Source organism: Vibrio sp. 10N.237.312.B06, from assembly GCF_041464685.1.
In the GTDB taxonomy this organism is placed as follows: domain Bacteria; phylum Pseudomonadota; class Gammaproteobacteria; order Enterobacterales; family Vibrionaceae; genus Vibrio; species Vibrio tasmaniensis_A.
In genome coordinates this window covers 1-26,667 of sequence record NZ_JBFSPI010000017.1, presented here as the reverse complement: position 1 = coordinate 26,667, position 26,667 = coordinate 1, and the positions used below count along the sequence as shown (strand labels likewise).

Annotated in this window: 21 protein-coding genes; 14 read left to right on the top strand and 7 right to left on the bottom strand. The window is 44.6% G+C overall.

The window, feature by feature from the left end; all coding sequences use genetic code 11:
• Positions 1–2: 2 nt before the first annotated feature.
• The 3 genes from AB6C75_RS06750 (at position 3) to tldD (ending at position 6,268) form a co-directional block, all read left to right on the top strand.
• Positions 3–3,875: a YhdP family protein gene (locus AB6C75_RS06750; protein WP_372107436.1), complete on the top strand. Its 3,873-nt coding sequence runs from the start codon at positions 3–5 to the stop codon at positions 3,873–3,875.
• Between the two features lie 115 nt (positions 3,876–3,990).
• Complete coding sequence (locus tag AB6C75_RS06745; protein ID WP_135384574.1) at positions 3,991–4,803, top strand: carbon-nitrogen hydrolase family protein; 813 nt, start codon at positions 3,991–3,993, stop codon at positions 4,801–4,803.
• A gap of 19 nt (positions 4,804–4,822) precedes the next feature.
• A complete protein-coding gene (gene tldD, locus AB6C75_RS06740; RefSeq protein WP_372107435.1) occupies positions 4,823–6,268 on the top strand; it encodes a metalloprotease TldD in 1,446 nt (481 codons plus the stop codon).
• 104 nt (positions 6,269–6,372) lie between these two features.
• Here tldD and AB6C75_RS06735 read toward each other — a convergent pair whose 3' ends face one another.
• Positions 6,373–7,752, bottom strand: a complete 1,380-nt coding sequence (locus AB6C75_RS06735; RefSeq protein ID WP_009847842.1) for a PhoH family protein — start codon at positions 7,750–7,752, stop codon at positions 6,373–6,375.
• A gap of 419 nt (positions 7,753–8,171) precedes the next feature.
• Here AB6C75_RS06735 and rapA point away from each other — a divergent pair, with 419 nt between their 5' ends.
• Positions 8,172–11,081 (top strand): RNA polymerase-associated protein RapA, encoded by a 2,910-nt coding sequence (gene rapA, locus AB6C75_RS06730; protein ID WP_372107434.1) that lies wholly within the window; start codon positions 8,172–8,174, stop codon positions 11,079–11,081.
• Positions 11,082–11,197: 116 nt separating this feature from the next.
• On the opposite strand, the gene AB6C75_RS06725 is transcribed toward rapA, so the two are convergent.
• Complete coding sequence (locus AB6C75_RS06725; protein WP_009847840.1) at positions 11,198–12,469, bottom strand: NRAMP family divalent metal transporter; 1,272 nt, start codon at positions 12,467–12,469, stop codon at positions 11,198–11,200.
• A gap of 158 nt (positions 12,470–12,627) precedes the next feature.
• Between AB6C75_RS06725 and AB6C75_RS06720 the strand changes: the two genes are divergently transcribed.
• Positions 12,628–13,362: a pseudouridine synthase gene (locus tag AB6C75_RS06720; RefSeq protein WP_372107433.1), complete on the top strand. Its 735-nt coding sequence runs from the start codon at positions 12,628–12,630 to the stop codon at positions 13,360–13,362.
• A 34-nt stretch (positions 13,363–13,396) separates the two neighbouring features.
• Positions 13,397–14,359: a D-2-hydroxyacid dehydrogenase gene (locus tag AB6C75_RS06715; protein WP_372107432.1), complete on the top strand. Its 963-nt coding sequence runs from the start codon at positions 13,397–13,399 to the stop codon at positions 14,357–14,359.
• Between the two features lie 92 nt (positions 14,360–14,451).
• Here the strand turns inward: AB6C75_RS06715 and AB6C75_RS06710 are convergent, their stop codons facing one another.
• The 4 genes from AB6C75_RS06710 to argR form a co-directional block, all read right to left on the bottom strand.
• Positions 14,452–14,889 carry a universal stress protein gene (locus tag AB6C75_RS06710; protein ID WP_029222921.1) on the bottom strand — a complete coding sequence of 146 codons (438 nt, stop codon included), beginning with the start codon at positions 14,887–14,889 and terminating at the stop codon, positions 14,452–14,454.
• Between the two features lie 107 nt (positions 14,890–14,996).
• The gene (locus tag AB6C75_RS06705; protein WP_372107431.1) at positions 14,997–17,576 is read right to left on the bottom strand and encodes a TRAP transporter permease; all 2,580 of its coding nucleotides are present in this window, start codon (positions 17,574–17,576) and stop codon (positions 14,997–14,999) included.
• A 255-nt stretch (positions 17,577–17,831) separates the two neighbouring features.
• The gene (locus tag AB6C75_RS06700; RefSeq protein WP_009847835.1) at positions 17,832–18,800 is read right to left on the bottom strand and encodes a TAXI family TRAP transporter solute-binding subunit; all 969 of its coding nucleotides are present in this window, start codon (positions 18,798–18,800) and stop codon (positions 17,832–17,834) included.
• Positions 18,801–19,143: 343 nt separating this feature from the next.
• A complete protein-coding gene (gene argR, locus AB6C75_RS06695; RefSeq protein WP_004735909.1) occupies positions 19,144–19,614 on the bottom strand; it encodes a transcriptional regulator ArgR in 471 nt (156 codons plus the stop codon).
• Between the two features lie 332 nt (positions 19,615–19,946).
• On the opposite strand from argR, the gene mdh reads away from it, so the two are divergent.
• Positions 19,947–20,882 (top strand): malate dehydrogenase, encoded by a 936-nt coding sequence (gene mdh, locus AB6C75_RS06690; protein WP_372107429.1) that lies wholly within the window; start codon positions 19,947–19,949, stop codon positions 20,880–20,882.
• Positions 20,883–21,011: 129 nt separating this feature from the next.
• Entirely contained in the window at positions 21,012–21,203 is a 192-nt protein-coding gene (locus AB6C75_RS06685; RefSeq protein ID WP_009847833.1) for a hypothetical protein, read from the top strand.
• Positions 21,204–21,291: 88 nt separating this feature from the next.
• Here AB6C75_RS06685 and ispB read toward each other — a convergent pair whose 3' ends face one another.
• A complete protein-coding gene (gene ispB, locus AB6C75_RS06680; protein ID WP_065680145.1) occupies positions 21,292–22,263 on the bottom strand; it encodes an octaprenyl diphosphate synthase in 972 nt (323 codons plus the stop codon).
• Between the two features lie 268 nt (positions 22,264–22,531).
• On the opposite strand from ispB, the gene rplU reads away from it, so the two are divergent.
• The 6 genes from rplU to folA all read left to right on the top strand — a co-directional run bounded on the left by rplU (position 22,532) and on the right by folA (position 26,549).
• A complete protein-coding gene (gene rplU, locus AB6C75_RS06675; RefSeq protein WP_004740823.1) occupies positions 22,532–22,843 on the top strand; it encodes a 50S ribosomal protein L21 in 312 nt (103 codons plus the stop codon).
• A gap of 19 nt (positions 22,844–22,862) precedes the next feature.
• Positions 22,863–23,120, top strand: a complete 258-nt coding sequence (gene rpmA / locus AB6C75_RS06670) for a 50S ribosomal protein L27 (protein WP_004735905.1) — start codon at positions 22,863–22,865, stop codon at positions 23,118–23,120.
• Positions 23,121–23,446: 326 nt separating this feature from the next.
• Positions 23,447–24,619 carry an Obg family GTPase CgtA gene (cgtA, locus tag AB6C75_RS06665; protein WP_009847831.1) on the top strand — a complete coding sequence of 391 codons (1,173 nt, stop codon included), beginning with the start codon at positions 23,447–23,449 and terminating at the stop codon, positions 24,617–24,619.
• A gap of 169 nt (positions 24,620–24,788) precedes the next feature.
• On the top strand, positions 24,789–25,556 hold the full coding sequence (locus AB6C75_RS06660) for a threonine/serine exporter family protein (protein ID WP_372107426.1): 768 nt from the start codon (positions 24,789–24,791) through the stop codon (positions 25,554–25,556).
• Entirely contained in the window at positions 25,556–26,029 is a 474-nt protein-coding gene (locus AB6C75_RS06655; RefSeq protein WP_009847830.1) for a threonine/serine exporter family protein, read from the top strand. The genes AB6C75_RS06660 and AB6C75_RS06655 overlap by 1 nt, the downstream gene beginning before the upstream one ends.
• 40 nt (positions 26,030–26,069) lie before the next feature.
• Positions 26,070–26,549: a type 3 dihydrofolate reductase gene (gene folA, locus AB6C75_RS06650; protein WP_017087003.1), complete on the top strand. Its 480-nt coding sequence runs from the start codon at positions 26,070–26,072 to the stop codon at positions 26,547–26,549.
• Positions 26,550–26,667 lie beyond the last annotated feature (118 nt).

The following is a 26,667-nucleotide window of genomic DNA, read 5'->3' as shown; positions in this document are numbered from 1 at the left end:
TTGTGAGTTCAAGCGTTACTCTGATTCTTCGTACATGTCTATGGTTAGTGGTTACTCTCTTAGTAACACTAGCCATTGCTGTCACTACACTGCGTGTAGCCTTACCCAATTTAAATAAGTATCAATCTGAAATTGAGCTTTGGGTAAACCAACATTCCGGTTTTGAGTTTTCTATTCAAGATGTGGGTGGTTTTTGGCGTAACACTCATCCCTCTATTGCTCTGCAAGGTGTTAAGGCTAGCCTTCCCAACGCAGAAGATGTAGCTTTCTCTGTTGAGCGTGTTGAAGTTGAGTTTGACTTGATTCAATCGGTCGTGCAGATGCGTCCTGTCGTGGCCGATTTGGTCATGAATCAAATGTACCTCGACATCCGCTCAATTGATCTATTTGCCGGGCAAAACGGTAAAGATGTACCTAAAGACCCCGGCTCTTCCAAGCGAGTGATGCAGGAGCTGGACAATTTACTTTTAAAAACTTTGGTGGATGTGACCGCTAAAGATTCCTCTCTTCTATATCGAACTATCTCTGGTGAAGAACGTCAGCTTGATATCGAAACTTTAAAATGGCAAAACTCAGGTAAACATCACCTTGCAGAGGGTGTAGTAAGTATTAAAGACGCTAACCTCAACTCTTTGTCAGTAAGTGCTAACTTTGTTGATGGTGGTTCTTTAACTGATATGACGGGCGAGTTTTATGTCAGCGCGGATAGTATCTCAGTAATGCCTTGGTTAACTCGTTATATGCAGGCAGAATCCGGCATTGAGACGGGCACGGTGAGCTTGAATAGCTGGCTAACGCTACGAAATAGCAAGCCAGTTAGCGCTTATGTTGAGGTATTACCTTCAGAACTGACTTGGAATGAAGATGGTCAGCATGACTTGATGCTTGAGTCGGGTGTTTTTAAATTATCCCCCATTGATGGTGGATGGCAGGTTAATGGTCACTCACTAAATCTAAGAACGGATGACAGGCCTTGGCCTGAAGTTGATGTCGCTTTCAAGTGGAATGAAGGCCCGTGGGAACTTAATGTTTCTGAACTTGATGTTGAAACCATTACTCCGTTGATCAAGTTGATGCCAGATTCTTCGCAATCTACCCAAATGATCAATGCATTGGCACCGGGCGGTATCGTTTCAGACATTCGCGTTGCGATGGACTCTGGAATTGAAAGCTTGCGTTACTCTGCGAACTTTTCCGATTTGGCGATCGAACAATGGGAGTTAGTCCCTGGCTTTAGCCAAGTATCAGGGCATGTGTTTGGCTCGGCTTCGGAAGCGAAAGCCAGCTTATATGTTATTGATGATGTGTTTCCTTATGGTGACGTTTTCCAAGCGCCTCTGAATATCAAACAAGGTCAGGTTGATATTGTTTGGCAGCAAGATGAAAACGGCTGGAAACTGTGGTCGGACAAAATCACTGCAGCCACGCCAGATTTACAAGTACTAGGCGCATTTCGCTTGGACTTTCCAAATAACGCTAGCCCTTACCTTTCTTTTTATGGTGAAGCGGACGCTTACAACGTCGGTGAGACATGGCGCTATTTGCCGACATTGGCACTTGGCCAAGACTTAACCGATTACCTTTCAACAGCGATTCAAGCGGGTAAGGCCGACACCGTTAAATTACTTTGGCATGGTGAATTAGCCCAATACCCGTACACCAATCATGATGGTATTTTCCAAGTTTGGGTTGGCTTAGAAGACGCTAAGTTCAGCTTCGATACCGCGTGGCCATTGATAACCGACCTTCAACTTGACCTGTTATTTGAAAATGATGCGATGTATTTAGACTCTCGCTCCGCTCAATTGATGGATGTGGCGGCAGATCGAATCACTGGTCGTATTCCTTATTTAGGGGAAGGCGGTCATATCGAAATTGAAGCTAAAGCAACGGCGTCTGGTAATGCAGTTCGAAATTACATGACTGCTTCGCCACTCGTAGATTCTGTGGGTGCTGCGTTAACTGCGCTTAAAGTGAGTGGTGATGTCTCTTCTGAGTTCCAGCTTAATATTCCGTTTGATTCTGAACAAGAACCTAGAGCGTGGGGATATGCAGATCTGAGTGGTAATCATGTTGAGATTGAAGCTCCACCAATGGTGCTAGAGAACACCACTGGTCGTATTGAATTTGATAATGATGTCGTGACAGCAAGTGGTCTTGCCGCTGATTTGCTTAATCAAGGTATCTCGGTTGACTTTAAAGGTCTTAATGATGGACCTGGCTATGCAGTGGATCTTGATGTGTTAGGTGATTGGGACGTCAATCCTCTAAAGCCGTATGTCGGAGAGCAGTGGTTAAGCCGTTTGTCGGGCCATGCACAATGGCAAAGCCAGATCGATATTCAACTTAATGATATTGGTTTTACTTACCAACTCGACTTACAGTCAGACCTCAAATACTTAGCGAGTGATTACCCATACCCATTAGCCAAAAAGTCATTAGAAAGTGGTTCGGCAAGGCTACAAGCCTCGGGCAATCAAGAATCGATTACCGCGCGTCTGCAATTACCGAGCACTAAATACCAAGCTGAGATAGATATTTCCGGCGATGTTCCTGAATTAACGGCGACCAATTTAGTCCTTGGTCGTGGTGGCTACAAAATTAGCCCCGTGGTAGGGCACCATGCCTTGATTCGTACCGATAAGTTCAATGCCGATGACTGGCTGTCAGTAGTCATGGAGCCAGTGCAACCATCAGATGCAGTCCTTAGTCAGATGAACACGCCAACCATTCCTGCGCCACGTCGCATCACCTTCGAGAGCAAAGAACTGATCTTAGGTGGTATTTCTTGGAATGATGTCGATTTTAGCGCTCGAAAAAATAAGCAAGCGTGGCAAATGGAAGTCTCTAGTCAAGAGTTAGAAGGTGATGTCAATTACTTGCCTCCTTATGATTTGACTGTTTCATTGGATCGCCTGCATCTGTTTGTTCCTGAGTGGAGTGACAAGAAAAACCAAGATCAACTGCTACAGCGTAAGGCGCAAGAAGCACCGTTGATCTCTGAATTGGATAGAAAGCTCCATGATGCGATGCCGAATTTGACGCTGACCCTGAACGACTTTTGGCTGCAAGGGTATAAAGTTGGCAAGGTCGATGTTGAGATGACTAGGCAGGAAGATCGCATTGAGTGGAATAAGATTCAGGTTCGAAGCGGCGGAAATAAAGCGGATATCAGTGGCTGGTGGGAACTGCAAGGTGATAAGAGTCACTCATCGTTAACTCTTGATGTTGAAGGTGAAAACAACAGCGAGTTAATGGAACGCTTCGGTATTACTTCCGGGATTCAAAAAGCGCCCTTTGAGTTAGAAGGTCAATTGAATTGGGATGGTTCGCCTTGGGGGATCAAAATGGATACCCTTGATGGCAACGTTAAAACCCAATTTGGTAAAGGTATTATCTCGGATGTGAGTGGCGCAGCTCGATTACTGGGGCTGTTTAGCCTAGATTCGATTATCCGTAAGATGCAGCTCGACTTCTCGGACGTTTTTGATAATGGCATGGCATTCAACAGCATCACAGGAACTGGCGAGATTCAAAATGGTATCTTTCTGACTAACGATCTGAATATGGATGCGGTCGCCGGTGAGATGAAAATAAAAGGGATCGCCAACCTCAATACACGCGAGGTCGATGCTGAAGTGAACTTCACCCCAGATATCACCTCCGGGATTCCAGTATTAACGGCTTTTGCGGTAACGCCTCAAACAGCGCTATACGTGTTAGCGGTGACTACGGTTATTTCACCGGTTGTTGAAGTCTTTACCCAAGTTAATTATTCGGTGAAAGGGCCGTTGGATTCACCAACAGTGAGCGAGCTTTCTCGCAGTTCTGGAGAATTCCAGCTACCAGAAAAACTCAGAAAATTGGCCGAATAAGCCTTAAATTAGCCAAATGAACCTTAAATTAGCCGAAAAGACCTTAGTATCCTAATCAGCTAATATACGGTGAAATGCTGATTTCTGAATCATAATGAATGGAGGAGCGATACACATGGATTGTGTTGGGTTGATTCAAATGACATCAGGCCCTCGCCCTGACTTGAACTTTGATTATCTTGCTCAAGAAGTAGCAAAGTGCAAAGAGTTGGGGGCTAAGTGGGTTGTGTGCCCTGAAAACGCGTTAGTCTTTGGCTGTAAAGCCGACTATCACCAGTATGCTGAGCCTCTAAATGATGGCCCACTGCAAAAGAAAGTCTCTGAGCTAGCAAAGCTTTACCGAATTTGGATTGTTATTGGCAGTATGCCGATAAGCACAGCTAAAGGCGTGACTACCACAACCTTGGTGGTTGATGATTTTGGTTGTCTAGTGGCCCATTACGATAAGTTACACATGTTTGATGTGGATGTTGCTGATGCACATAAGTGCTATCGAGAATCGGATATTTTCACGCCCGGTGACCGAGTGGTAACAACGGAAACGCCTTTTGGTCGCTTAGGTTTGAGTATTTGTTATGATGTGCGCTTTCCGCACTTGTATTCAGAGTTACGCAAGCAAGGTGCACAAATCATAGTGGTACCGGCAGCTTTTACCGCAGTAACAGGGCAAGCTCACTGGGAAGCATTATTAAGATGCCGCGCGATCGAAACGCAATCATGGATTATCGCGGTAGGGCAAGGCGGAAATCACCCTTGCCAAAGAGAAACATGGGGACACTCAATGGTGGTTGATCCATGGGGACGAGTGGTTGCACAGCTAGACCAAGATCCTAAAAGTATGGTGGTTGAGATAGACACATCCAGTTGCGAATCAATCAGGCAAAATATGCCAATCGCGCAGCATTCTCGATTTACCAATCAATTTTAATTACAAATAAGAGCCATTTATGAGCATCAATCAAATTGAAGAAGCGCTACTGAACCCAACAGGGCTGACGGAGCAAAATATCGCAGATACATTGGCGAGCATTGCTACCCGCCAAATTGATTATGCTGATATCTACTTTCAGTCAAGCTGGCATGAATCTTTAGTGCTAGAAGACAGCATTATTAAAGACGGCTCTTTCAATATCGATTGTGGTCTTGGTGTACGAGCGGTATCTGGTGAAAAAACCGGTTTTGCTTACTCTGACCAAATCCAATTGGATGGCCTTAAACAGAGTGCAATCGCGGCTCGCGGTATCGCTAAGCAAGGGCAAAACGGTAAGGTACAAGCTTTCAAGCGTAACTCTAACCAAGCTTACTATGATGCAGTTAATCCGCTAGCAAGCTGGGAAAAGCAGCAAAAGACAGAATTACTTAAAGCGCTTGATGCTTACATTCGTACTAAAGAACCGATGGTAACTGAAGTATCGGTGAGCCTAAGTGGTGTACATGAACAGATGCTTGTTGCGGCAACTGATGGTACTTTCGCTGGTGATATTCGCCCGTTGGTTCGTCTATCAATTAGCGTACTTGCACAGAAAGGCGATCGTCGTGAACGTGGCAGTGCCGGTGGCGGTGGTCGTTTTGGTTACGATTTTTTCTTAAGTGATGCTAACGGTTCTCAAGTTGCTTACCAGTTCGCTGATGAAGCCATTCGCCAAGCATTAGTTAACCTTGAAGCGGTTGCTGCGCCTGCTGGTGCAATGCCTGTGGTTCTTGGTTCTGGTTGGCCTGGTGTTCTACTGCATGAAGCGGTAGGCCACGGCTTAGAAGGTGATTTCAACCGTAAAGAGTCTTCAGTATTTTCTGGCAAGATCGGCGAGCAAGTTACATCAAGCCTATGTACGATTGTTGATGACGGCACATTAACGGATCTACGCGGTTCATTGAACGTTGATGATGAGGGTGTTAATGGTCAGTACAATACGCTAATCGAAAACGGCATCCTAAAAGGTTACATGCAAGATAAGCTAAACGCTCGTCTAATGGGTGTAGCGCCGACAGGTAATGGTCGTCGTGAGTCTTACGCGCATCTTCCAATGCCACGTATGACGAATACATACATGCTGCCGGGCGAACACACACCGGAAGAGATCATTGCAACGGTTGAGAAAGGCATCTACGCACCGAACTTCGGTGGCGGTCAGGTTGATATCACATCAGGTAAGTTTGTGTTCTCAGCTTCTGAAGCGTACATGATTGAAAACGGCCAGATCACTCACCCAGTGAAGGGCGCGACGCTGATCGGTTCTGGTATCGAAGCAATGCAGCAGGTGTCTATGGTCGGTAATGACCTAAGCATTGACCGTGGTGTTGGTGTGTGTGGTAAGGCTGGTCAAAGTGTGCCAGTGGGTGTTGGTCAGCCAACATTGAAGCTAGACTCGCTAACCGTCGGTGGTACTGAGTAAAGCAGATTAGCCTCTGAAAAATCACTATAAAGATAAATTGAAAAGCGCCTCTATTGTGAGGCGCTTTTTGTTTATAGGTTACTGGTTCTGTGAGCGCGCAGAGTCTACATGTTCTCTTCCGCGAACTCAGCCAGTCGGCTACGCACTACACCATTGAGGTGGATGTTGGCACTGCCTTCGAAGTTTTTAAAACGCTCGACCATGTAGGTGAGCCCCGAGGTCACAGGAGTTAGGTAGGAAGAATCTATCTGCGCTAGGTTTCCTGAGCAGACAATTTTGGTCCCTTCACCACAACGGGTGATGATGGTTTTGATTTGTGAAGCGGTCAGGTTCTGACACTCATCCAAAAGCACAAATGCATTCTGAATTGAACGGCCACGCATAAAGTTAATCGATTTGAACTGGATGTTGGCTTTATCACAGATGTACTTCATCGAGCCTTCTGTGCAGTGATCGTTCTTGTGCAGCGCTTCCAGTGTATCAGTCACTGCAGCTAACCAAGGCAACATCTTCTCTTCCTCTGTACCCGGAAGAAACCCTATCGACTCACCTATATCAGGTGTGTTTCGGGTTACGATGATCTTATCGAACTGTTTACGTTCAATAGTTTGTTCAAGTGCAGCTGCCATGGCTAACAGTGTCTTACCACTCCCCGCAGCGCCAGTGAGAATCACCAGATCAATATCAGGGTCGAGCAGGGCATCGATCGCCATACCTTGGTATACGTTTTTGGGTGTGATGTCCCATGCTCTGCGATTCATTAGTCTTTCGCGACTGAGGTCTCTTAGTGTAATGCTTTCAGTTTCAATCTCTTCGACTCGAGCGGCAAAGTCACTTTCTTCGTCAATCACATACTGGTTGAGAAAGGTTGGCTCGAACGGCGCTCTTGCTAAGGTGTGCAGCGTCTTTCCGCCTAAACTTCTGCTCTCGACATTATCGATACCATCCCAAAATGAGCCTTCCAGTTGTTGGAAGCCTTTGGTGAGGTATTGGATATCATCAATCAATTGGTCGGTTTGATAGTCTTCAACAAAACGGACACCGGCGCCTTTGGCTCGTAAACGCATGTTGATGTCTTTGGTGATAAGAACCACTTCGCGTGGCGCGCGTTTATTTTGAAGATAGAGGACTGCGTTGAGGATTCGGTTATCGCCAGCTTTGTCATCGGCGAAGGCTTTGATGCTTTCTTGAAGTTCGTAGTCAGCGAGTATTGAAATACTGCCAGATGCGTTTATGTCTTTAGAAAAAGGGATGCCTTCCGATATTTGGTCTGGTGTGGCTTCCCTGAACAGGTCTTCGAGCGTTCGAATCGCAATTCTCGCATCTCGAGCCACATCTCTTTTACTGTCTTTGATTCTGTCGAGTTCTTCTAGCACTGTCATTGGGATAACGACATCGTGCTCTTGGAAAGAAAATATAGCGAAGGGTTCGTGAAGTAGGATATTGGTGTCTAAAACAAATAGCTTCCGGTTGGTCTCGCCCATAGCATCTCCTTGCCGACGTGCGGCTTGCCTTGCATTCATTGAACGTAGATTAAGCTCATATAAAGGTTAGTATCTGATTCTAGTGATAGTCAACAACTCACCTAAACTTCATTTGAGAGCTGCATTCTGCTCTCCATAGAATAACCATGATTTTTTGACAGTTTGATTGCACTTATGAAAACAGAAAAAAAGTATGAAATCGTCTCCTTTAGGCGTGACCTAAATCACAGCATCGAGTAAGATTAGCGACCTTTTTCTGCACCATTTTCTCAAGATATTTATTATTAAGAGCGCACTTAAAAAGTGGCTGCAAACTAGGCATTTTTGGCTATATTTTTAGTTCAAGAGCAATAACGTTCTTGTTTGAAATTGCAGTTAGAAAGACCAAATTCCAACTATAAGATTGAGGTAGTCGATTCATGACATTTGCTTTGGGGCAACGCTGGATAAGCGATACGGAGAGCGATTTAGGTTTAGGTACCGTTGTAGCAATGGATGCTCGCACAGTGACAGTAATGTTTGCTGCGTCAGAAGAAAACCGCGTCTATGCACGCACAGATGCTCCCGTAACCCGAGTGGCGTTCAATGTAGGCGATGTCATCGAATGCCAAGAAGGTTGGTCTTTATCTGTTGAAGAAGTTATCGAAGATAAAGGGCTACTGACTTATTTGGGTACTCGTGAAGATACTCAAGAGACAGAGGTGACTCTGCGTGAAATCTTTTTAAGTAACCAGATCCGCTTTAACAAGCCACAAGATAAGCTGTACGCAGGTCAAATCGACCGTATGGATAACTTTGTGTTGCGCTACCGTGCTTTAAGCAACCAATACCAACAACATAAGAGCCCAATGCGCGGCTTGTGTGGTATGCGTGCAGGTCTTATCCCTCATCAGCTTTACATTGCTCATGAAGTGGGTCGTCGTCACGCTCCGCGCGTTTTACTGGCTGATGAAGTTGGCCTAGGTAAAACCATAGAAGCGGGCATGATCATCCACCAACAGGTGTTGTCTGGCCGTGCTGAACGTATTCTGATTGTGGTTCCTGAAACTCTACAACACCAGTGGCTAGTAGAGATGATGCGCCGTTTCAACCTGCACTTCTCTATCTTTGATGAAGAGCGTTGCATAGAATCTTTTGCAGAATCAGATAATCCATTCGAGACACAGCAATACGTTCTGTGCTCTTTGGATTTCCTACGCAAGAGCCGTAAGCGCTACGAGCAAGCACTTGAAGGTGAATGGGATTTGTTGGTTGTCGATGAAGCGCACCACCTTGAGTGGAGCCAAGACAAACCGAGCCGCGAATACCAAGTGGTTGAAGGATTAGCTGAAAACACATCTGGCGTATTACTACTGACAGCGACCCCTGAACAGCTTGGTCGTGAGAGTCACTTTGCGCGTCTGCGTCTGCTTGATCCTGATCGCTTTTACGATTACGAAGCATTCGTTGAAGAAGAAGACCAATACGCGCCAGTTGCTGATGCTGTAACGGCATTGTTCTCTGGCGTGAAGCTTGAAAACAGCGCGAAGAACCAAATTACAGAACTTCTGTCTGAGCAAGATGTTGAGCCACTGTTCCGTGTTATCGAAGGTGATAGCAGCGAAGAAGAGCAAGCCTTAGCTCGCCAAGAACTGATTGATAACCTTATGGATCGCCATGGTACAGGTCGTGTTCTTTTCAGAAACACACGTGCTGCAATCAAAGGCTTCCCTAAGCGCAATGTAAACTTACTGCCGATGGATATCCCAACGCAGTACACAACCTCTATGCGTGTATCAGGCATGATCGGTGGCAAAATGGCTCCCGAAGCTCGTGCGATGAAGATGCTGTACCCAGAAGAGATCTTCCAAGAATTTGAAGGTGAAGATTCAAGCTGGTGGCAGTTCGATTCACGTGTGAACTGGTTGATTGAAAAAATCCAAGACAAGCGCAGCGAAAAGATCCTAGTGATCGCTTCTCGAGCAAGTACTGCTTTGCAATTAGAACAAGCACTGCGTGAGCGTGAAGGTGTACGTGCAACGGTATTCCACGAAGGCATGTCGATTCTAGAGCGTGATAAAGCTGCGGCTTACTTTGCTCAAGAAGAGGGTGGTGCTCAGGTGCTTATCTGTAGCGAAATCGGCTCTGAAGGTCGTAACTTCCAGTTTGCTAACCAATTAGTGATGTTTGATCTACCGTTCAACCCAGATTTGCTTGAGCAACGTATTGGTCGTTTGGACCGTATCGGACAGCTTCGTGATATCGACATTCATGTCCCTTACCTAAAAGGCACGTCACAAGCGATTCTAGCGCGTTGGTTCGATGAAGGATTGAATGCGTTCGCAGAGACTTGTCCTACTGGTCGTACAGTTTACGATAAGTATTCTGATGTACTGATCGAAATGTTGGCTTCTGGTAACACCGAGCAGCTTGATGAAGTGATTGAAGAGTCAGCGAAGCTCAATCAAAGCCTGAAATCGGATCTAGAAAAAGGCCGAGATCGACTATTAGAAATGCATTCAAATGGTGGCGATAAAGCCCATGAGATTGCTGAAAAGATCGCGTCTACTGATGGTGATACTAACCTAGTTTCTTTTGCACTGAGCCTGTTTGACACCATTGGTCTGAACCAAGATGACAAGGGTGAAAATGCACTAGTTGTGACACCTTCTGAACACATGATGGTGCCAAGCTACCCAGGCTTACCTTATGAAGGTGCAACGATTACGTTTGACCGTGAAACCGCGCTTTCTCGTGAAGACATGAATTTTATTAGCTGGGAACACCCAATGATTCAGGGCGGTATTGATCTGCTATTGAGTGAAGGTGTGGGTGCGTCTGCGGTATCTCTACTGAAGAACAAAGCGCTGCCAGTCGGTACGATTCTACTTGAGTTGGTTTACCTTGTTGATGCACAAGCGCCAAAGCGCAGCGGTATCAGCCAGTTCCTGCCTAAGACGCCGATTCGCTTGATGATGGATGGTCGTGGTAACGATTTATCTGCTCAGGTTGAATTCGATAGCTTTAACCGTCAACTAAGCCCGGTAAACCGTCATTTAGCGAGCAAGCTAGTGAACTCGGTACAAGGTGATATTCACAAACTAATCGAAGCAGGTGAGACGCATGTACTGCCGAAGGTTGAAGAAGTTCGTCAACAAGCTCAGAAAGATATGCAAACTAACTTGAACGGTGAGTTAGAGCGTCTACAAGCGCTTAAAGCGGTTAACCCTAACATTCGTGATGAAGAGCTAGAGGTTATCGAAGCTCAAATCAACGAACTGACAGGTTACATCAGCAAGGCTCAGGTTCAGCTTGATTCGCTACGTTTGATTGTGGTTTCTCACAACTAGTTTTGAATTAGCTAAATGCTTTAACGAAATAAGGCCTTCATCATGAAGGCCTTATTTGTATCTATAACTTAGTTAAGAGCTTGGTTAACAGTTTGGCTAAGAATTTGGAGAGCAGATTACATCAACCATTTCCACCAAACGAACAGAGCTAAGAAGCCAAATAGGTAAACAAGGCCTACCACAGACAACCATTTTAGCTTAGTGCCAATCGCCAACCCTTCAGGAAGCTTAGTTTTGCTTACTAAGATGAAGTTAAGCAATGCGAAGAATGGCGTAGTAGCAAAGGCAAGCACCATCGCAAAATCAAGCATTGGCATCAGTGCTGCGCTGAAGAACATCACAATTGCGAGTGCCGCGAGAGAGACAATGATGATCCAGCCTTGCAGCATTTTTGGGCTCGATTCTTTTTTCAATAACAGGCGCTGTGATTCGGCAAGCACGCGTGAGTAACCATCGATAACGGTAATGGTACTGCCAAAGATACAGAAGAAGGCGATAAGAGCGATCAGTGGGCGAGACCATTCACCAATCGTGGAAGCGTAGATGCCGACCAATTGATGGGTGAAGCCAACACCAGAGCGAGACAATTCAACGCCTGTTCCATGAAGTACTAGTGTACCTAAAGCAACGAATACCAAAGCAAGCAGTGCCGTACCAATGTAGCCTACGTTGAAATCGAACAGTGCAGATTGAGCGGTCACTTCTTGTTTCTCTTTTTGGCTTTTTAGCCACATAGAGGTGATGCTTGATATCTCGATAGGCGCGGGCATCCAACCCATAGTGACAACGATAAAGCCAATAGCTGCCAATGACCAAGGTGATGGTGGAACAAAAGCCGCATCAGGTTCAACTGGAGAGCCGATAGCAATAGCGACTGCAGCCAAGGTTGTGATGGTCAGGATCGCCATGATCGCTTTAGACAGTGTATCGAGCGCGCGATAATGGCCAGCGAATAGAATGATCAAGCACGTAGCTAAAACGATCATGCACAATGTGCTGGTGGCCAAATCAAAAGGAATAAAGTAACTCAGTAAGCTTGCACTGAATAGCAGTAAGGCTGCGGTATTTACCACGGCGGAAATGGCACTTAGTATCGAAAAGATAACAAGGTAAGGTCGACCGAGGTTAGAATATCCTTCCACCAAGCTTTGCCCAGTACCAAGGGTATATTGGATGCCGGCTCTAAAGAATGGGTACTTAAATACGTTAACTAAAAGAATCAGTGCGGCTAGTTGCCATCCATAAATAGCGCCAGCTTTCGTTGAAGCGACTAAGTGAGATCCACCGACCGCAGCTGCGGCCATCATGATTCCTGGGCCAAAAGATTTAATCAGGCTTGAAAGTGGTGTGGAGGTTGGTGTTGAGGTGGTTTTAGCCGTACTTTCCATCGTTTTTCCTTTGAGGCTTAGTTCTTATTTTCCGTTACCTTATCAATACCATGTTTCGTGATTTCGTCAACTTTTATGTACAAAAGTGTTTAAAATTGTATTTTTTAATAAACGAATCGACCATGAGTTATTTATTAACCAGTAATTAAGAGGCTCTAATGGCGTTAGAACAGTACACACCACCACGTGAACCGTGGACTGATATTATCTATCAAGATGATGATATTCTTGTGGTGAACAAGCCAGCAGGCCTGCTTTCGGTGCCGGGGAGACTGCCGGAGCACTACGACAGTATGTGGAGTCGGTTGGTTGTCGAATTTCCGGAGATTCAAGTTGTGCATCGGTTGGATATGTCTACATCAGGCTTGATGCTATTGGCTAAGCATAAACAGGCTGAGCGGCATTTGAAGAAGCAGTTTCAATATCGACTGACACACAAACTTTATTACGCACGAGTGTGTGGTTCAATGGAAGACAAGGCAGGTTTGATTGACCTTCCTCTTATTTGCGATTGGACGAATCGCCCTAGACAGAAAGTGTGTTTCGACGATGGTAAACCATCTCAGACTCGCTATGTGGTTGAGCAACAAGAGCCTCAAACGACATTATTGAAATTGCTGCCGATCACTGGTCGCTCTCATCAGTTGCGTGTTCACTGCATGGAACTAGGGAATCCAATTGTGGGCGACGAGTTTTATGCAACACAAGATGCGTTTAATTATAGCGATAGGTTAGCTTTACACGCATGTGAACTGAGTTTTTATCATCCGGCTAATAATCAGCTTTTCAAAGCCTTCGTGCCATGTGATTTTTATCCTCAAGCTTCACCACAAATCGAACAGCACTTTGAAATTGCGCCAGAGCTTCCAGACTACAGTAAGCTAAAAGCTTAGAATGGTTAAACTAATACCAATGCAAGGACGTACAATGCCGAAGTTGAAAGTGGTCTTTCTCGACCGAGCGACCATCCCATCTCAAATACATTTAAAACCTCTTAGCTTTGAACATCAATGGGTTGAGTATGATTTAACTTCGCCGGAGCAAGTGTCTGAACGAGTTGAAGACGCTGATGTGGTTATTACCAATAAGGTTGTGCTCAACGAATCGAATTTAGCTCAAGCACAACAACTTAAGCTAATAGCTGTTTCAGCAACGGGTATGAACAATGTCGATGTAGAGTACTGCAAGGGTAACAATATCGCAGTGGCTAACGTACAGGGCTATGCGACTCAATCGGTACCTGAACATGTTATCGCGATGCTGTTTACGCTTAAGCGAAACCTCGTTGGTTATCATCAAGATATCGAGGCTGGCGAGTGGCAAAAGGACAAACAATTCTGTTTCTTTACTCATCCGATTCAAGATGTTGCAGGCAGTACATTGGGCTTAATCGGGAGTGGTAGCTTAGGGCAAGCGACCGCGATATTAGCAAAAGCGATTGGTATGAATGTCATCTTTACTGAGCGTAAAGGGGCTGATTCTTGTCGAGAAGGGTATCTACCTTTTGATACGGTGTTACAGCAAGCGGATGCGATCAGCTTACATTGTCCATTGACTGAAGCGACTCGAAATCTGATTTCAGAGCGAGAGCTAACCATGATGAAATCAAGTGCGGTATTAATTAATGCTGGCCGTGGTGGACTTGTCGATGAGCAGGCCTTAGTTGAAGCTTTGAAAAGTAATGAGATTGCAGGTGCGGGCATGGATGTGTTTACACAAGAACCTGCAGATAATTCGAATCCACTATTGGCTAACAGTCACTTACCTAATTTACTGCTAACACCACATGTGGCGTGGGGCAGCGACAGTTCAATTCAAAAACTGTCTGATATCTTAATCGATAATATTGATGGGTTTGTTGCAGGTAATCCGCAGAACTTAGTGAGTTGATTGAAGAATTGAATGGTGCAATCACAAAATCTAAAAAGGTTGGCTATTAGGCCAACCTTTTTAGATTTAGATCGTTGTGTCGATTAAGTGATTTAGCCTTGCGGCTTAACTACCAATACATTGATTGGTGAGTTCTGAACCACTTTGCTTGCAACAGAACCAAGTACAACCTTGTCGATTTTTGAACGCTTATGACTAGGCATCACGATAAGATCTGCCCCTAGTTTCTCTGCGCAATCAAGAATCGTTGTGTAGGTCTTGCCTTCGGCAACGTGAACTTTATAGATCACATCATCGTCGATATGCTTATCAGCAAATTCTTTCAGCTGATTTTTAACATCAAGCTTCATTTGGTTTGCTGCATCTTTCGGGAAGTAAGACGCTACCATCGACATGTGGATGCCCGGTAATACGTTCAGAATGTGGATCTCAGCATTACTGTGTTTCGCGTGCCATACCGCTAGCTCGACCGCTTTATCAGAAAAGCCTTTGTCGTTCAGATCAACGGGAACAAGGATTTGTCTATACATGTATTCGTCTCTTTTTGATCAGCGCCGAGTACATACCAAGCGCTGTAATTATCTTTTCCATGTAGTAAAAAAGCCAAATAGAGTAGAGCGCTATTTGGCTCTATCCATTACGCGCTAATCTCATCCTTACGAGCACGCCTTCTTTGGTTCATCGCTAAACCAATCAAAATTAATAGGGCAGGTAAGAATACCCACTCTTTCATTGGTCGTTCTGCATCTTGGATAACGGATTTAATTTCCCAATCAAAGTCAATGCCAGCAGCTTCAGCAGGGCTACCAAACTCAACCATATCAACAATCATCTTGTCGTCAGCTTGGGTCAGCATTAGGCCCATTGAAGCAATGCGGTCTTCACTTGTTGTCGCAGAATCTTCAAACGGAAGGCGAACTGTTTTCTCAGAATAGTTACCTTCTAAGTTTTCGCCACCGACTCTCAATTCCAGTGATTGTCCCACAGATAGATTTTCTGTGATTTGAGCGATCTCAACTCCAGGTGAAAGAACTTTCTCTGGATAAATCATGTCCCACCAGAAGCCAGGGCGGAAGAAAGAGAAGGTCAGAACGATAAGCAGTATAGTTTCCCACCACTTGTTCTTAGTGAACCACCAACCTTGTGTCGCTGCTGCAAAGATAAGTACCGCAGTAACCGAAGAGAAAATCGTCAGTGCTAAGTGCCACCAAGAATCAATGCCCATCAACAGTAGTTGGGTGTTGAAGATGAACATGAACGGCAATATCGCGGTCCGGATATCGTAGGTAAAACCTTGAATACCGGTACGAATCGGGTCTGATTTAGCAATCGCAGCGGCCGCAAATGCAGCCAAACCTACCGGAGGTGTATCGTCCGCAAGAATACCGAAGTAGAACACGAATAAGTGAACCGCAATCAGTGGAATGATCAAGCCGTGCGCTGCACCTAAGGTAACAATTACTGGTGCCATCAATGTTGATACAACGATGTAGTTCGCCGTTGTTGGCAAGCCCATACCTAAGATCAAGCTGATTACCGCAGTGAATAACAACATTAGAATGATGCTACCGCCTGAGATGAACTCAACAAAATCGGTCATTACAAGGCCGATACCTGTCAGCGTTACCACGCCTACAACCGTACCTGCTGCAGCTGTCGCTACACCGATACCGATCATGTTACGTGCGCCTGAAACTAAGCTCTCTGCTAGATCAACGAAGCCTGCTTTTGTTTGTTCTGCGAGATCGTCTGATTTGTTCATCAGAGTCATTAAAGGACGCTGAGTGATCAGAATGAAGATCATGAACACGGTCGCCCAGAATGCCGATAGACCTGGAGAGAAACGTTCAACCGTTAAACACCAAACTAGAACTACGATAGGCAGTAGGAAGTGAAGGCCAGACTTAATCGTTGGGCCTGGATCAGGAACTTCTGTTAGGTTCTCATCGATTTCCATGCCACCTTCAGCTGCGTATTTAGCAGAAACACGAACCAGAGCGACATAAGAGACTAATAGAGCAACAGTCACAATTGGTGTGGCTGCAGCGCCAAAGACATCTTTTGTCCAACCGACACCGTAGTAAACCGCAGCACTGATGACACATAGGCCTAAGATAGTACCAGTGAAAGAGAGTAGGCTTTGCACGATAGTTGGTGTGTGACGACGAGGTAGGCCCGTCATGCCTGCTTTACATGCCTCTAAATGAACAATGTAAATCAGGGCGATGTAAGAGATCAGAGCGGGCAGTAGTGCTGCTTTGATTACTTCTACGTAAGAGATGCCCACATACTCAACCATCAAGAATGCTGCTGCACCCATGATCGGTGGTGTTAATTGACCATTGGTTGAAGCTGCGACTTCTACCGCACCCGCTTTTGTACCCGGGAAACCGACCCGCTTCATTAACGGAATAGTAAAGGTACCTGTGGTTACTACGTTAGCAATCGAAGAACCTGATACCAGACCAGATAAACCTGACGCTACAACGGCCGCTTTCGCTGGGCCGCCTTTCATGTGGCCAAGTAGTGAGAATGCGACCTTGATAAAGTAAGCACCCGCGCCAGCACGTTCTAGCATTGCACCGAACAGTACGAACAAGAATACAAATGACGTTGATACGCCAAGAGCAACACCGAACACACCCTCTGTTGTTAACCACAGATGCGACATTGCCTTGTTCAGGCTCGCACCTTTGTGGGCGATAACGTCTGGCATGTGTGGACCGCCAAAGGTGTAAAGTAGGAAGACTGCTGCCACAACCATAAGAGGTGGACCTAAAGCGCGTCGTGTTGCCTCAAGCAGTAGAACCATACCGAATACGGCCGCAACAATATCGAATGTTGTTGGTGCCCCCGAGCGTTCTGCGAGCTGAGTATAGAAAATATAGATATAAGAAGCTGAAAAGCTACCTACAAACGCTAATATCCAGTCGACAGCTGGGATGCGATCCCTAGGCGAATTCTTCATGGCTGGATAAGCGGTAAAGGCTAGAAAAATAGCAAACGTAAGGTGAATTGCTCGAGCTTCAGTGTCGTTTAAAATTGCGAAGTTAAAAATGAATGGCAGCGGAGATGCATACCAAAGTTGGAACAGTGACCAACATAGAGGCACAAACCATAAAATACGGCCTTGGATACCACGAGGGCTACGCGCACCAGTATCTGATTGTGCCACCATTTCTTGCACATCTGGAGACGGTGATGTTGTCTGCGTCATGTACTTTATCCTTATTATTGATGGTCTGCCTTTTGTTACGAACAACTAAACGTGATTTCTTTCCTATCTAGTGTAGTGAATGGATAGAGAAATGCGTTCTTTGTTCGTCTTTGTCTTAGGCTTGATACGAAGGTAAGTCCTCCAAATTGGAGAAACTTAAAGGGTTGTTCTTTTCACTTAAATTATTTTTATAAAACGTGAAAAGCCAATAAGGAGGACTAGCCTCCTTATTGGTTTAGTAGGCTTAAAGTAGAGTTACTTTAGAAGACCTACTTCTTTGTAGTATTTTGCGGCACCTGGGTGAAGAGGGATAGAGATACCCGCTTTAACCATGTCTTCTTTTTTCAGGTTAGCAAATGCTGGGTGCAGACGTTTGAATGTTGCGAAGTTTTCAAATACTGCTTTAGCAACGTTGTATGCTACTTCATCCGAAACGTCTGAAGTTGTTACCATAGTTGCAGCAACACCGAAGCTATTTACGTCAGCATCTGTACCGCGGTACATACCAGCAGGTACTGTGCTGTATGCGTAGTATGGGTTTTCAGCTACGATCTTGTCGATCTGTGGACCTGTTGCAGAAACCAGTTTTGCATCACAAGACGTTGTCGCTTCTTTAATTGATCCGTTCGGGTGACCAACCATGTAGATGAATGCATCAATCTTGTTATCACAAAGTGCTTGTGAACGCTCAGAACCTTTCAGTTCAGAAGCAAGCTTGAAGCTATCGTTAGTCCAGCCCATAGAGTCCATTACAACACCCATCGTTGCACGGTCGCCAGAACCAGGGTTACCAATGTTGACACGCTTACCAGCTAGGTCTGAAACATTGTTAATACCTGCATCGGTGCGAGCGATGATGTTGAACGGTTCTGTATGTAGAGAGAACATAGCACGAAGTTTCTTGTATTCGCCTTGGTCTTTGAACTTACTTGTACCGTTGTAGCCGTGGTATTGCCAGTCCGATTGAACAACACCGAAATCTAGTTCACCAGCACGGATGGTATTAACGTTGTAGATTGAACCGCCAGTAGACTCGACAGAACAACGAATGTTGTGGTCTTTACGGCCTTTGTTCACTAGCTTACAAATTGCACCACCAGTCGGGTAATAAACACCCGTTACTGAACCAGTACCAATTGTGATGAACTCTTGAGCGTTAACTGCGCCAGCGCCCATTACAGCAGCTGCAATAGCCCCAACTTTAATCAGTTTGGTAAATGCCATGAATTTCCCTTCCTTTATTCATTATTAACCCTGAAACAAGTGTAGTCGTTTCTGGAGTTTCCTATTTGGAAACGGCACCTTTTTCAATCCATGTGATGAAAAAGTGGCTGAATAATATCAAAAATTGGCAGAAAATTACTCAAATGTTAAAAGATATAGCGAAAAAATCTAACAAATGACGGTTGGATCTCGTGTTTGATTTGCTATTGAGTTTTTTAAAATCAATGAGTTAGTGATTTTTGGGAGAGGCGGGATTGATATCTTAGGATGTGATTTGGATCACGAACTAAATAGGTGTTTGTGATCCAATAGTAATGGCTGATAGTTATGAAACTGTGAGCAATTATCCTGCGTATTCAAACAGTTCGCATACAGAATCGAACAGTTGCTTAGTGGTAACTGATAAGGTTGGAGTAATGAAGATAGTATCATCTCCAGCAACTACCCCCAGTATGCCTTCTGACTTACCTAATGAATCTAATAAGCGAGCAATAAGCTGCGCGGCACCAGGGCCAGTGTGTATCACAACCAATGCATTGTTGTGGTCAATATCTAACACTAACTCTCTTAAAGAGCTCGAAACCGTCGGAACACCAAGTTCAGCAGGAAGACAGTAAACCATCTCCATTTTTGCATTGCGTGTTCGCACTGCGCCAAACTTAGTTAACATACGCGAAACTTTAGATTGGTTGATACTTTCAAAGCCTTCATGCTTCAGGGCATCGACAATCTCGCCTTGCGAACCAAAACGTTCTTCTTTTAGTAGTGATTTAAAAGCTCGAACTAAGTTGTCTTGTTTTTCTGTATTGCGCATATGTCATTCTTATTCATTAACAAAGATGTTTGCATATTCTCGCATACATATTCAGTTCTCGCCAAAATATCACGGTAATTTGTTAGTCATATCACTGTAAAAATTTAATAGGATAATGTGTTATTTAAGACGAGTTGTTTTGTCATTTCAAATGATTATCGCCATAATGCGAACTTGCTGTGTAGCACGGTTTTATTGACTTGCGCGAAGTCGCAAAGCTAGCGTTAATTGATTGTAATCACTTTGTGATTAATATAGTTTTTTAACTTAAATTTAGCTCAAGAATTACCCTACAAAGAATCTATAAGAGAAAGCTCTCAAGGAGAATAACAATGAAAGTAGCTGTTATTGGTGCCGCTGGTGGCATCGGTCAAGCCCTAGCCCTACTACTAAAGAACCGCCTGCCTGCTGGTTCAGATCTTGCACTTTACGACATCGCTCCGGTAACCCCGGGGGTTGCTGCCGATCTTAGCCATATCCCAACGCCTGTTTCGATCAAAGGTTACGCGGGTGAAGATCCAACTCCAGCACTTGAAGGTGCGGATGTTGTGCTTATTTCTGCGGGTGTTGCTCGTAAACCTGGTATGGATCGTGCGGATCTTTTCAATGTGAACGCTGGCATTGTTAAGTCTCTAGCTGAAAAAATTGCCGTTACTTGTCCTACTGCTTGTGTTGGTATCATTACTAACCCAGTAAATACAACAGTGCCAATCGCTGCTGAAGTACTTAAGAAAGCGGGCGTTTACGACAAGCGTCGTTTATTCGGTATTACTACTCTTGATGTCATTCGTTCTGAAACGTTCGTTGCTGAACTGAAAGATAAAGATCCAGGCGACATTCGTGTTCCTGTTATCGGTGGTCACTCAGGTGTAACGATCCTTCCTCTGCTTTCTCAAGTTGAAGGTGTTGAGTTTACTGGCGAAGAAATCGCAGCGCTAACAACTCGCATCCAAAACGCGGGTACTGAAGTAGTAGAAGCTAAAGCGGGTGGCGGTAGTGCGACTCTATCTATGGGTCAAGCGGCTTGTCGCTTCGGTCTTGCTCTAGTGAAAGCACTTCAAGGCGAAGAGAACGTGATTGAGTGTGCCTACGTTGAAGGTGAAGGCGAGCACGCACCATTCTTCGCACAACCAGTTAAACTTGGCAAAGAAGGCGCTGAAGCGATTCTTAGCTACGGTGAACTGAGCGACTTCGAACGCAATGCACTAGACAGCATGCTAGAAACGCTAAATGGCGATATTGAGATTGGTGTTGAATTCGCTAAATAAGCGATAGATAACTGAACTCTGCTAAAACGACAGTTAACGAAAGCCGATCATTGCGATCGGCTTTTTTGATCCTTGTATTCAATCCACTCGTAATCTTTTTCTAACCACGAAGAATTAGGGTATTGAACGATGACTAGAGTACAAAAAGGGATGAATGTTAACTATCTAGGTCGCTTGGGCAAGATATTGGTTATCGATGAGCAAGAGCAGTTCGCGTTGTTTGAGTCTTACAATAGTCATAAGCAATATGCAGTTCCGTTGGAAGAACTTGAAGAGATCGAAGCGCAACTACCTCTATCGTTAGAATCGAGTCGTTATTGAGACCCAGTGTATTATCTAGCAGGATCAAAAAAAGAGCCAACAGGCTCTTTTTTTTTGTATAGCTGTCTACTTACTGCTTAGCCTCTATTTACTTGCTACGTTTTACTGCAAGGTGAGCTAGCGTAGTTAAAGCTTGCTTATATTCTGAATTAGGAAGAATAGAAAGCTCAGCAATGGCTTTATCAGCTTCTTCGTAGGCTTTATTGGTCGTGTACTCTAACGAGCCAGTCTCTTTCATGACAGACATAATGTCGTCGAGACGTTCCATACCATTAGCTTTTTCAATCGCTTCACGAATCATGCTTGCTTGGTCTGGGGAACCATTGCGCATTGCGTAAAGCAACGGTAACGTCGGTTTGCCTTCTGCTAGGTCATCACCAACATTTTTACCCATCTCTTTACCATCAGCAGTGTAATCCATCACATCATCAATCAATTGGAATGCAGTACCTAGGTATTTACCGTAGTTTTGCATAGCCGTTTCGATTTCAGGTGATGATTCGCTAAGAATTGCACCGATTTGCGTTGCAGCTTCAAACAAACGAGCGGTCTTCGAGTAGATGACCTGCATGTAACTTTCTTCTGTAGTGTCCGGGTTATTACAGTTCATTAATTGTTGAACTTCACCCTCGGCAATCACGTTAACTGCTTCACTCATTAACTCAAGGATCTTTAAGGATCCTAGCGTTGTCATCATCTGGAACGAGCGAGTGTAGATAAAGTCACCCACCAAAACGCTAGCTGCATTACCAAAAGCTGCGTTGGCTGTCGCTTTACCGCGTCTCATGTCCGACTCGTCGACGACATCATCATGGAGAAGGGTAGCGGTGTGAATAAACTCGATAAAAGCTGCAGAGGTGATATGAGCTTCACCTTGATAACCAAGTGCACGAGCAGATAAAAGAGCAAGCAAAGGACGTAGGCGTTTGCCACCACCGCTAACGATATAAAAACCAAGCTGGTTGATTAAACTTACGTCAGAATTAAGTTGGGCTTGAATTGTTTCATTCACTTTTGCCATATCATTGGCAGTAAGCGTTTGGATAGCTTTAAAATCCATTGTTCATCCGGCTGAAGTTAGACCCTGTAAGGCTTATACGTTGTATTTAATTGTTGAATAATACACTAAAAAACGTTGATTAATACATCACTTAAAGGCATCATTGCCGCACTTTTCTTTGGCGAACATGTTTTCGCCAATATTTTAAAAATATGGCTTGTCATAGCGGCATGATTCCCGTAGAATCTGCGCCCTATTGATTAGTTTAGCGCACACCCGAGTTGTAGAATTAACAACCATAGGCTGTGCGGAAAAAGCGGAGTAAAATATGTACGCTGTTTTCCAATCTGGTGGCAAACAACACCGAGTAAGCGAAGGTCAAACACTTCGTTTAGAGAAATTAGACGTTGAAACTGGTGCAACTGTAGAATTTGATAAAGTTCTTCTTGTTGCTAACGGCGAAGAAATCGCTGTTGGTGCACCTCTTGTTGAAGGTGGCAAAGTTACTGCAGAAGTAGTACAACACGGTCGTGGCGATAAAGTAAAAATCGTTAAGTTCCGTCGTCGTAAGCACTCGCGTAAGCAAGCTGGTCACCGTCAGTGGTTCACAGAAGTGAAAATCACTGGCATTAACGCTTAAGTATTAGGAGAGTTTAACAATGGCACATAAAAAAGCTGGCGGTTCTACTAATAACGGCCGCGATTCAGAAAGCAAACGTCTTGGTGTTAAGCGTTTTGGTGGTGAATCTGTTCTTGCAGGTAACATCATCGTTCGTCAACGTGGTACTAAGTTCCACGCTGGCACAAACGTTGGCATCGGTAAAGACCATACTCTTTTCGCTCTTACTGAAGGTAAAGTGAAATTTGCAGTAAAAGGTCCTAAAAACCGTAAGTTTGTAAGCATCGAAGCTGAGTAATTTAATCTTTTATTAGATTATTTATACTAGCTTTCAAGCTGAATTCAAAAGCCCTGCCGATTCGGCAGGGTTTTTTATTTATAGCGGGAATAAAAAAGTAGACGCTCTTGTTTTGGTTTTGAGAAGCCGTTTTATTTTTGAGAAACAGTTTGGTTTTATTAAGAAGCCGTTTGTTTTTTAGGATACAGAAAGCAAAGAACCTCTCCTTATTTGTTCCTTGGTTGCAGATCGATCTAGATCTTAGGTGATCGATCTAAACACGGATCTGCTAGAATTTATATCACTCCTTGATGAGTGGTAACGCAACGTAAGTGCGGAGTTAAAAAATGAAATTCGTTGATGAAGCATCAGTAAAAATAGAAGCCGGTGATGGCGGTAATGGTACAGTAAGCTTTTGGCGCGAAAAATTCGTCGCTAAAGGTGGTCCTGACGGCGGTGATGGCGGTGATGGTGGTGATGTTTACATTCAAGCGGATGAGAACTTAAACACGCTTATCGATTACCGTTTCCAACGTTTTTACAATGCAGAGCGTGGCGAAAATGGCCGCGGTGGTAACTGTACGGGTAAACGTGGTAAAGATATGACAATGAAAGTACCAGTAGGTACTCGCGCTGTTGATATCCACACTAATGAAATCGTTGCTGAAGTTGCTGAGCATGGCAAGAAAGTCATGGTTGGTAAAGGTGGTTGGCACGGTCTTGGTAACACGCGTTTTAAGTCGTCTGTTAACCGTGCTCCTCGTCAAAAGACAATGGGTACTAAAGGTGAAGTTCGCGAACTACGTTTAGAGCTTCTTCTGCTTGCGGATGTTGGTATGCTTGGCTTGCCAAACGCTGGTAAATCTACGTTTATTCGCTCAGTATCTGCTGCAAAACCAAAAGTGGCTGATTACCCGTTTACGACGTTAATCCCTAGCTTAGGTGTGGTAAGTGTTGTTCCTGAAAAGAGCTTCGTTGTTGCCGATATCCCTGGCTTGATCGAAGGCGCAGCTGATGGCGCTGGTCTTGGTATTCGTTTCTTGAAGCACCTTGAGCGTTGTCGCGTTCTTCTGCATATGATCGATATTTTGCCGATCGATGGTTCTGATCCTATTCAGAATGCACTGACGATCATCGATGAGCTTGAGCAATATAGTGAGAAAGTTGCACAGAAACCTCGTTGGTTAGTGTTCAACAAAGTTGACCTAATGCCTGAAGAAGAAGCTGACGAAAAGATTCAAGAAATCGTCGAAGCTTTAGGTTGGGAAGGCGAGTACTTCAAGATCTCTGCTGTAAACAAGATCGGTACCAAAGATCTTTGCTTTAAACTGGGTGAGTTCATGGAGAACCTACCTCGTGAAGTTGAAGCAATTGAAGAAGAAGAAAAAGTTAACTTTATGTGGGATGACTACCATAAAGATGCGATGGCCGGTAAGAATGTCGTTACTGAAGATGACGACGACTGGGATGATTGGGATGACGAAGAAGATGACGGTCATGTTATCTATGTTCGTGATTAATAATCCTCGTAGTTTCTTATAAGCACTTTGGTCGCTTTTTCTAAGATACGCTGATAGTTTTATTAAACCGCAATGAAAATTGCGGTTTTTTTGTATCTAAATCATGACGTCTTGCTGTTTTTTATGCAAAATTTATCTTTAGATAATTAACGCCTATGGGAAGGAAATCATGGCATCAAAACAAAGAGCGATCTCAAGGTTAGTCGCTCAATCAGGACAAATGTTATTAGCTCATGGCGCCGAGAGCACATTGGTCGGTGACATAATGCGCCGCATTGGTATTGCTTGTGGGGTGAATGAGGTTGAAGTTGCACTGTCAGCCAATGCGTTGGTCGTGACAACAGTAATGGATGATCATTGCATAACGACGACTCGAAGCTGTGCTGATCGTGGCATTAACATGCAGGTTATCACCGACATTCAACGCATTTGCATCATGATGGAGAAGGGAATTCTCGATTATGATTTAGCTTATAAGAAGATCCAAGGGATCAGTCCTGAACGCTACAACCGTTGGTTAGTTGTCGTAATGATAGGGCTATCGTGTGCTTCTTTTAGCCGTCTTGCTGGCGGAGATTGGCATGTCTTTATGATGACGTTTATAGCTTCGGCTTGCGGTATGATCGTGAGACAAGAGATCGGTCATCGCCATTTCAATCCGTTATTAAATTTCGCTATTACCGCTTTTGTCACCACCACTATCTCAGCTCAGGCAGTGCTCTACAATATTGGTGGTCAACCCACTATCGTGATGGCTTCGTCAGTATTGATGCTAGTGCCCGGTTTTCCTTTGATCAACTCCGTAGCAGATATGCTTAAAGGCCACATTAATATGGGTCTCGCACGCTTCACCATGGCCAGTTTATTAACGTTGGCTACAAGCTTAGGTATTGTCGCAGCTATGAGCCTATCTGACGTATGGGGGTGGGTGAACTAATGACTATTTTTGAACTTTTTGTTGGGTTACTCAACGACATGTTTTTTGCTGCGATTCCTGCGGTTGGTTTTGCGTTGGTGTTTAACGTCCCGCAACGAGCATTAATTTATTGTGCTCTCGGAGGCTCCATTGGCCACGGTAGCCGTTACTTAATGATGCATTTCGGCATTCCCATTGAATGGGCGACGTTCTTTGCTGCTACATTGGTCGGCATGATAGGGGTGCATTGGTCGCATAAATTGTTAGCACACCCGAAAGTATTTACGGTTGCAGCCTTGATTCCGATGGTCCCTGGCGTGTTTGCCTTTAAGGCGATGATTGCCATGGTTGAGATTAACCGAGCAGGATACAACCCAGAACTATTGGCATTGTTGATGGAGAACTTTTTGAAATCGATGTTCATTATCGCAGGGCTTGCGGTTGGCTTAGCAGTACCTGGGCTGTTATTCTACCGTCGTAGACCTATCGTCTAGCTTCAACTTCATTTTCAAGTAAGGACAGGACTTTCGATTTATGATCATCAGCATGATAGCGGCAATGGCGAACAACCGTGTAATTGGTAAAGACAATCAGATGCCTTGGCATTTACCTGCAGATTTCGCATGGTTTAAACGCTCAACTATGGGCAAACCTGTCGTGATGGGGCGTAAGACTTACGATTCAATTGGTCGCCCTTTGCCGGGGAGGCTGAACGTTGTAATCAGCCGCGACGAGAGTTTAGAAATCGAAGGCGTAACGACGGTAACTTCGATTGAAAAAGCACTAGAGCTGGTAAGTGATGTTGATGAAGTGATGATCATCGGTGGTGGTTCAATCTATGAAACCTGCTTACCAAAAGCGAACAAGTTATACCTGACTTATATCGATTTTGATGTGGATGGTGATACTCAATTCCCAGACTGGGGGGAAGGTTGGAAGCAGAGCTTTAATGATACTTATCAAGCGGATGAGAAAAACAAGCACGATATGGAGTTTGTGGTTCTCGAGCGTTAACGGTGGTTATTAAGCGTTAGGCTCTGAAAATGCTTGCGTTACTGCGCCCAGCTAGCGCAAGCTTCTCGTATCTCGTATCTCGTATCTCGTATCTCGTATCTCGTATCTCGTATCTCGT